The sequence below is a fragment of the Streptomyces sp. NPDC058231 genome, from assembly GCF_042882275.1.
Classification (GTDB): Bacteria; Actinomycetota; Actinomycetes; order Streptomycetales; family Streptomycetaceae; genus Streptomyces.
In genome coordinates this window covers 1-6,906 of record NZ_JBHVWN010000130.1, presented here as the reverse complement: position 1 = coordinate 6,906, position 6,906 = coordinate 1, and the positions used below count along the sequence as shown (strand labels likewise).

The 6,906-nt window shown below is 68.3% G+C and carries 6 protein-coding genes and 4 pseudogenes; all 10 read left to right on the top strand.

Annotated features, from left to right (window positions below; all coding sequences use genetic code 11):
* Nucleotides 1-244: 244 nt before the first annotated feature.
* A pseudogene (gene mdlC / locus ACFVXE_RS38275) lies at nucleotides 245-1,831 on the top strand (benzoylformate decarboxylase); the annotation flags it as partial.
* Nucleotides 1,734-2,024: pseudogene (locus ACFVXE_RS38270) on the top strand (hypothetical protein); the annotation flags it as partial. The pseudogenes mdlC and ACFVXE_RS38270, both read left to right, overlap by 98 nt.
* A pseudogene (locus ACFVXE_RS38265) lies at nucleotides 1,957-3,068 on the top strand (IS3 family transposase). The pseudogenes ACFVXE_RS38270 and ACFVXE_RS38265, both read left to right, overlap by 68 nt.
* Nucleotides 3,069-3,087: 19 nt before the next feature.
* Nucleotides 3,088-3,240 (top strand): hypothetical protein, encoded by a 153-nt coding sequence (locus ACFVXE_RS38260; RefSeq protein WP_389678335.1) that lies wholly within the window; start codon nucleotides 3,088-3,090, stop codon nucleotides 3,238-3,240.
* Nucleotides 3,241-3,760: 520 nt separating this feature from the next.
* Nucleotides 3,761-4,153 carry an STAS domain-containing protein gene (locus ACFVXE_RS38255; RefSeq protein WP_389678334.1) on the top strand — a complete coding sequence of 131 codons (393 nt, stop codon included), beginning with the start codon at nucleotides 3,761-3,763 and terminating at the stop codon, nucleotides 4,151-4,153.
* Between the two features lie 63 nt (nucleotides 4,154-4,216).
* Nucleotides 4,217-4,594 carry a hypothetical protein gene (locus ACFVXE_RS38250; protein ID WP_389678332.1) on the top strand — a complete coding sequence of 126 codons (378 nt, stop codon included), beginning with the start codon at nucleotides 4,217-4,219 and terminating at the stop codon, nucleotides 4,592-4,594.
* A gap of 148 nt (nucleotides 4,595-4,742) precedes the next feature.
* Entirely contained in the window at nucleotides 4,743-4,916 is a 174-nt protein-coding gene (locus tag ACFVXE_RS38245) for a hypothetical protein (protein ID WP_389678330.1), read from the top strand.
* Between the two features lie 5 nt (nucleotides 4,917-4,921).
* A complete protein-coding gene (locus ACFVXE_RS38240; protein WP_389678328.1) occupies nucleotides 4,922-5,722 on the top strand; it encodes a GAF and ANTAR domain-containing protein in 801 nt (266 codons plus the stop codon).
* A gap of 27 nt (nucleotides 5,723-5,749) precedes the next feature.
* Nucleotides 5,750-6,097: pseudogene (locus tag ACFVXE_RS38235) on the top strand (NUDIX domain-containing protein); the annotation flags it as partial.
* The gene (locus ACFVXE_RS38230; protein ID WP_389678337.1) at nucleotides 6,077-6,637 is read left to right on the top strand and encodes an NUDIX domain-containing protein; all 561 of its coding nucleotides are present in this window, start codon (nucleotides 6,077-6,079) and stop codon (nucleotides 6,635-6,637) included. The pseudogene ACFVXE_RS38235 and the gene ACFVXE_RS38230, both read left to right, overlap by 21 nt.
* Nucleotides 6,638-6,906 lie beyond the last annotated feature (269 nt).

Genomic DNA, 6,906 nt, shown 5'->3' with positions numbered 1-6,906 from the left:
GGATCAGGGAGCGGGGTCTGGTGCCGTGCATCGCAAGGCGGAGGAGGGAGTCATGGCGGAGCCCTGACGACCGACGACAACGCGGCGAGGTGCGGCACCAGACCCCGCGAGCCCAGCCTGATCCAAACGAAAGGCCCTAGGGCATCACCCACGACGCCCAGGAAGGCATTCGAGTCTTCACCGAGAAGCGCTCAACCTCCGGCAGACCCGTCGAACCCGAAGTCCAGCCCCGACAAGAAATCAGATGGCAACCATGACTGAGCAATCCACCGTCCGCAGCGTGACCTACGACCTGCTGCGGACACTGAAACTCACCACGGTCTTCGGCAATCCGGGCTCCACCGAGCAGCCCTTCCTTCAGGATTTCCCCGAGGACTTCACCTACGTCCTGGCGCTGCAGGAGGCGTCCGTCATCGCGATGGCCGACACGTTCGCCCAGGTGACCGGGCGCCCCGCGCTGGTCAACCTGCATTCCTCGGCCGGGACGGGAAACGCCGTGGGCAACCTGGTGGCGGCCTACCACGGCAACACACCCCTGATCATCACCTCCGGCCAGCAGCATCGGGAGCTGGTGATCGGTGATCCGTACCTCGGCAACCGCGAGGCCGTCACGCTGCCGAAGCCGTGGGTGAAGTGGTCGTACGAACCGGCCCGCGCCCAGGACGTCCCCGAGGCCTTCATGCGGGCCTACGCTGAAGCACTGCAGCCGCCGACGGGGCCTGTCTACCTGTCGATTCCCATGGACGACTGGAAGCGGCCCCTGTCCGGCTTCACCCGGGTGCGCACGGTGAGCGACCGCGTCGCCCCCGACACCGAGCGACTGCGCGGCTTCGCCGACCGCATCTCCGTCAGCCGGCGTCCCGCGCTGGTCTTCGGGCCGGAGGTCGACCGCAGCGGCGGCTGGGACGCGGCCGTCGCCCTGGCGGAGAAGCTGCGCGCGGCCGTCTACGGCGCCCCGCTCCTGGACCGCGCTTCCTTCCCCGAGGACCACCCGCTCTTCGGCGGTCCGCTCGGCATGTCGGTCAAGACCATCAGCGACCGGTTGACGGGGCACGACCTGGTGGTCGTGATCGGCGCCGAGGTGTTCCGCTACTACCCCTATGTGCCCGGCGACTACCTCCCCGCAGGCACCGAGCTGCTGCAGATCACCGGAAATCCGGGGGTCGCCGCCGCGGCACGGGTGGGTGACAGCCTCCTGGGCGATCCCCGGACAGCGATCGAGCTGCTCCTGGACATGGTCACGGAGGGATCCGCCCGAACCGCTCCGGAACCGATGCCGCGCCCGCGCGAGCTGCCGCAGACGCCGAACACCCCGCTCACCCCTCCGGAGGTCTACGCCGCCCTAAGCAGGGTCCGGCCGTCGGATGCGGTCATCGTCAACGAATCGACCTCCACGATTGCGCAACAGATCGAGTGGCTCCCCACCACCCGGACCGGATCGTTCTTCGCCACGGCCAGCGGAGGCATCGGTTGGGGCACTCCGGCCGCGGTGGGCGTCGCGCTCGGCGACCGGGACAGGTCCGTCGAACGGCCGGTGATCGGCCTGATCGGAGACGGCTCCTTCCAGTACTCGGTGCAGGCCGTATACACGGCAGCCCAGCACGACCTCCCGATCGTCTATGTGGTCATGCGCAACCAGGAGTACTCCATCCTCAAGTCGTTCGCGGTGCTGGAGGAGACCCCGGGCGTGCCGGGGCTCGACCTGCCGGGGCTCGACATCGCCTCCGTGGCCCGTGGCTTCGGATGCCGCGCGGTCGACGTGGAGACCACCGAGGACCTGGAGCGGGAGTTCAAGGCGGCCCTGTCCGCCGGCACCACCACCGTCATCGTCGTCGCCACGCAACCTCAGAAGGCGATGTTGTAAGCCGCGTGGCTCGCACGATCAGAGAGATACCAGCGGACAGAGGGCAGCAGTCATGGATTTTGAACTGAAGGACCGGGTGTACATAGTCACCGGTGGCACTCGAGGACTGGGCCTGGCGGCGGCGCGCAAGCTGGCGGCGGACGGCGCGAGGGTGGTCGTCAGCAGCCGCGACGAGACGTCGGTGGCCGCGGCCGAGGCGGAGCTCGGCGACCAGGCAGGAGAACGCGGAACTGCGGGACGCACGTCGGCGGATCAAGGTGCTGGAGCAGGAGAACGAGGTCCTGCGCCGGGCCGCGGCCTACCTGTCGCAGGCGAATCTGCCGGGAAAAGGATCTACCCGCTCGTGAAGGAGCTGGCCGCGGACGGGATTCCCGTCACGGTCACGTGCCGGGTCCTCAAGTTCGCCAGGCAGCCCTACTACCGCTGGCTCGTTCACCCGGTGACCGATGCCGTGCTCGAGGAGTCCCATCGCGCGAACGTGTTGTTCGATGCCCGCCGTGACGACCCGGAGTTCGGCTACCGCTTCCTGGCCGATGAGGCCCGCAGCGCGGGAGCTGCCATGGCTGACCGGACCGCGTGGCGGATCTGCCGGGACAACAGCTGGTGGAGCGTGTTCGGGAAGAAGCGCGGCACCACCAAGAAGGCCGGTCCGCCGGTGCATGACGACCTCGTCCGCCGTGACTTCACTGCCGACGGCCCGAACAGACTGTGACTTGCGGATATCACCGAACACGCAACGGGAGAAGGGAAGTTGTACCTATGCGCGATCAAGGACGTATTCAGTAAGAGGATCGTCGGCTACTCCATCGACGCGCGGATGAATTCCCGTCTGGCCGTCGCGGCCCTGGACAACGCTGCTGCCCGGCGCGAGAACGTTGCCGGGTGCGTTCTGCATACCGATCGCGGATCGCAGTTCCGGTCGCGGAAATTGGTCCGGGCGCTCGACCGGCACCGGATGGCCGGATCCGTAGGGAGGGTCGGGGCCGCAGGCGACAACGCAGCCATGGAGTCGTTCTTCAGCCTGCTGCAGAAGAATGTGTCCTCGACCGCCGCTCGTGGGCCACCCATCAAGAACTGCGGATTGCGATCGTGACCTGGATGGAGAGGACCTATCACCGACGCCGCCGACAAGCCTCGCTCGGCCGGGCTGACCCCCATCGAATTCGCAACCGTCATGACCACACCGACCCTCCGGGCTGCGTGACCGAACCTGTCACCCAAGCGTGCATCAGACCCACAAGGCTCCCCACCGCGGCTATCTGCGCGGGTTCTTACTTCTCATCCTCCTCGTGGCCCTGTTCGGCCTCGGCTTCCTCAGCCCCGTCTGGTGGGTGGCCGCAGCCGTTCTCATCTTCGGTCTCGTACAGCCCGGCTGAGGTGGAGCCAGGGATGGGGCCCGCGGCGGCGATTCCGAGTACCGGGTTTACCAGGACTACCGGGCTTGCAGGGACCGCCGGTACAGGCGACAGCGCCTGAGCCACTGGAACCGTCGGGACCGCGAACATCACAGGTGACCGATGCGGCACCGGGGAAAAGACGGCCCTTGAAGGCGGACGCCGGAGGAAGGTGCCGCAGGGTCGGTGGAAGGCGGTGACCGAGGAACGGCTGCCGGGGGGTGGGCGCGAGGGCTATGCTGCGATGGACGTCCCAGACCCCGGCGTGGCCCAATGCTGTTGTCTTGCTGGTGCCTGTGGGGGGGTGGACCGTTCGTCTGGATCACCACAGGCCCACCTTCGAGGCGAAGCCGGTCGGGTTCACAGCCCTGCAACAGGGTTGCCATCCGTCGCTCTTGCCTGACCTGTAAAGGCGTCCGACCACGCGGAATACGTGCCAGGCGTAGCCGAAATTCCAGGCCCGCCCAGCGCTGCACCAGGTGGTCATAAGAACTGAGGCACTATGCCTGTTCTGTCGAGCTTGAACATCCACCGGCACGACCGCGGAAGCCACGCGACCATCACCCTGGCAGGTGAACTCGACCTGCAGACGACACACTCCGTGCGCGTGGTGGTCGAGGACTGCCTGGGGGACGGAATCCGTACGGTCGACATCGACCTGACCCTCCTCACCTTCTGCGATGTCAGCGGCCTCAATGCCTTCCTGGGCGCATCCCGGCTCACCACCACGGCCGGAGGGTCGCTGAGTCTGCGCCACCCGAGTCAGATGCTGACCCGCCTCCTGGATCTGACCGCCACCGGCTTCCTCCTCTATGACCGGCCCTTGGTACCCGCGGCGCGTGCCGCAGTCGCGGACGACCTGGCCGCCGGGTGTCCCACATCGCTGGCCTTGTGACCGGGCCCGGAAGCATGACCAAGAGCCCGCCCGGCGCCGACGGCACGGGCAAGGTGGTGGTGGGTGATCAGTGACCGCATGGTCGGGGTTCTGCGTCTGCTGCGGTCCGTCGACGGCTCCGGCCAGGTCGCCGATGTCACCGCGGCCGACACCGCCGCGCTGGACGTGGACGGCCTCGCGGTTTCCCTGGTCACCGAGGGCGACCTCATCGAGCTCCTGTCGTGCTCGGACGCCGCGACGCGCCGCTTCGAGGACCTTCAGCTCACCGTCGGGGAGGGCCCGGGCCCGACGCGGCCCGTACCGGCACGATGGTGTGGGTGCCCGACCTGGTCGGCGTTCGCCCCCGCCCTGCCGACGCGGGCGGTCCTTTGCTTCCCATGGAAATGGGCGCGATCCGCACAGGTGTCCTGCCCGCCGTACGCCACCCCCCGGGCCCGCTGACCGCCCAGCAGGCAGACGACGCGCTGATCCTGGCCGACGCGCTCACCGCCCGGTGCCTGGGCAGCGGCGAGTCACGCGTGGCTGGGCCGGCGCCCCGGCCGGCTTCCCGCCCACCCTGCAGCACGCCGTGATCCACCAGGCGACGGGCATGGTCAGCGTCCAACTCTCCCTCCCCCTGACCCAAGCCCGGCTGCGGCTGCGCGCGCATGCCTACAGCAGTGGGCGCTCCATCACCGACATCTCCCAGGAGGTGGTGGACCGACGGCTCCGCCTGGACCACCACGGCAACGGCACGCCCCCGACCGTCGTAGACAAGGACTGATCGACATGCCGCGCGAACAACGGCTCACCGAGGTCTTCGTGGAAGTCGCAGACTCCCTGACCGACGACTTCGACCTCATCGATTTCCTCCAGCAGCTCTCGGTGCGCTGCATGGAACTGCTGGACGTGGCGGCGGTCGGCATCCTGCTGGCCGACCAGCACGACATCCTGCAGACCATCGCCGCCTCCGACGAACACACCCGGCTGCTGGAGCTCTTCGCCCTGCAACACGACCAAGGCCCCTGCGTGGAGTGTTACAAGAGCGGCCGGCCCCGCACCAACATCAGCCTCACCGATCCGAAGTCCACGGAGAGCTGGCCGCAGTTCGCCACCCGCGCCCACGACACCGGCTTCGTGGCCACCAACGCACTCCCGTTACGGCTACGCGGCCGCGTCATCGGCGCACTCGCCCTGTTCCAGACCGACCCCGACCCCCTCAGTGATCAGGACATCACCCTCGCTCAGGCCCTGGCAGACATCGCGACCATCTCCATCCTGCAGCAACGCACCCTGGACCACAGCCACATCGAGCGTGCCCAACTCCAGTACGCCCTCACCAGCCGCATCGTCCTGGAACAGGTCAAGGGCATCCTCGCGGAACGCTGGCACATCTCACTCGACGACGCGTTCACCGCCTTCCGCTCCTACGCCCGCGCCCACCAACGTCAGCTCGCACACCTCGCCCGCGAGATCGCCGACGGCGACTTCGACACCACCCTGATCCCCCACCCGGCCACTCGCCACCCAAGCGGTGACCCGACGACTCCGGGCGCCGTCAGCCGGCACCCCGAGCATCCGCTGCCGTAGAGGTCTCAGCGCCGACTCCGCCCCAACGCATCCGCACTGATCCACGACGGTCACGGCCGCTATCTGCTTCATCTGAGGGATCAGCGTGACGGCATCTGGGAGCGAGGGGTGTTCGCCCTCCTCGGCGGCGGTCGCGAGACGGGCGATCCCTGTCTGGAGACCACCCTGCTCCGGGAGCTGACCGAGGAAGCCCCCGGCCTGGAAGTCACGGACCTGACGCCGTACGCCGTGGAGGAGGCGACGAGCGTGGACGGGCTCGCAGTTCCGATCCAGGTCTACGCGGGCCGCTGGAGCGGTGATCCCGACACAGCGGACCTGCAAGAAGGCGTGCTGCTGGAGTGGTTCACCCCGGACATGCTGGGCCGGCTGCGCCTGAGTCCTGGCCTCGGCGGCCTTGTCCGCCGTCACGCGGCCGAGCATCCTGCGGTCGAAGTCCCGCCGGACCACGTCCGGCTGCTGCGCGACGAGGCGCCGGAGGGGACCGAGCTCCACATCGTCGGCGTCCACCTCTACCTCCAGGACGAGTTCGACCGGATCCTCCTGGGTCTGCGCCACCCCGACTCTGCATACGCGGGGAACGCGTGGCACTTTTTGGCCGGACATTGCGAGCGGGAAGAGGCGATCAGCTGCCTGGTGCGGGAAGTCCAAGAGGAGGCCGGACTGATCATCCAGCCTGACGACGTCGAACTCGTGCACCTGGTCCACCTCGTCGACTCGCCGGTCGCGCGGCCGCGGATCGGGCTCGTCTTCCGGGCCCGATCCTGGTCCGGCGTCCCGGAGGTACTGGAGCCCGACCGGTGCGTGGAGTGGCGGTGGTGGAACCCGAAGGATCTCCCGGCCAAGGTCGTGCCGTACACCAGAGCGGCCATCGACGGCATCGGCGCGGGCCGCCTCTACACTCAGACGGGCTGGTGAGCACCGATGACGGATTCCTGGCCCGAACATTTCCCCGCACACCGCGCCGGGCACGGCTGTCCGATGTGCACCAACGACTGGCAGGCCGACGACATCGGCTGGGGACTGCTAGGGCGTGTTTCGAAAGTCCCGCCTGCTCGGCGACGTCTCGCACGCACGCTCGCCGCGTTGTCTGGATCACCCCGATACATCCAGTATCGGGGCGACCCTCCGCCTTGCGATCGCACGCACCAGACGCCGCCGAGCCCGCCCTCCGGGCGGACGGCGCT

What these genes read in the sequence shown, in the direction of transcription:
- ACFVXE_RS38230 (WP_389678337.1), top strand. Translation starts at nt 6,077, where the DNA reads ATGCTGGGCCGGCTGCGCCTGAGTCCTGGCCTCGGCGGCCTTGTCCGC.
- ACFVXE_RS38255 (WP_389678334.1), top strand. Translation starts at nt 3,761, where the DNA reads ATGCCTGTTCTGTCGAGCTTGAACATCCACCGGCACGACCGCGGAAGC.
- ACFVXE_RS38240 (WP_389678328.1), top strand. Translation starts at nt 4,922, where the DNA reads ATGCCGCGCGAACAACGGCTCACCGAGGTCTTCGTGGAAGTCGCAGAC.
- ACFVXE_RS38245 (WP_389678330.1), top strand. Translation starts at nt 4,743, where the DNA reads ATGGTCAGCGTCCAACTCTCCCTCCCCCTGACCCAAGCCCGGCTGCGG.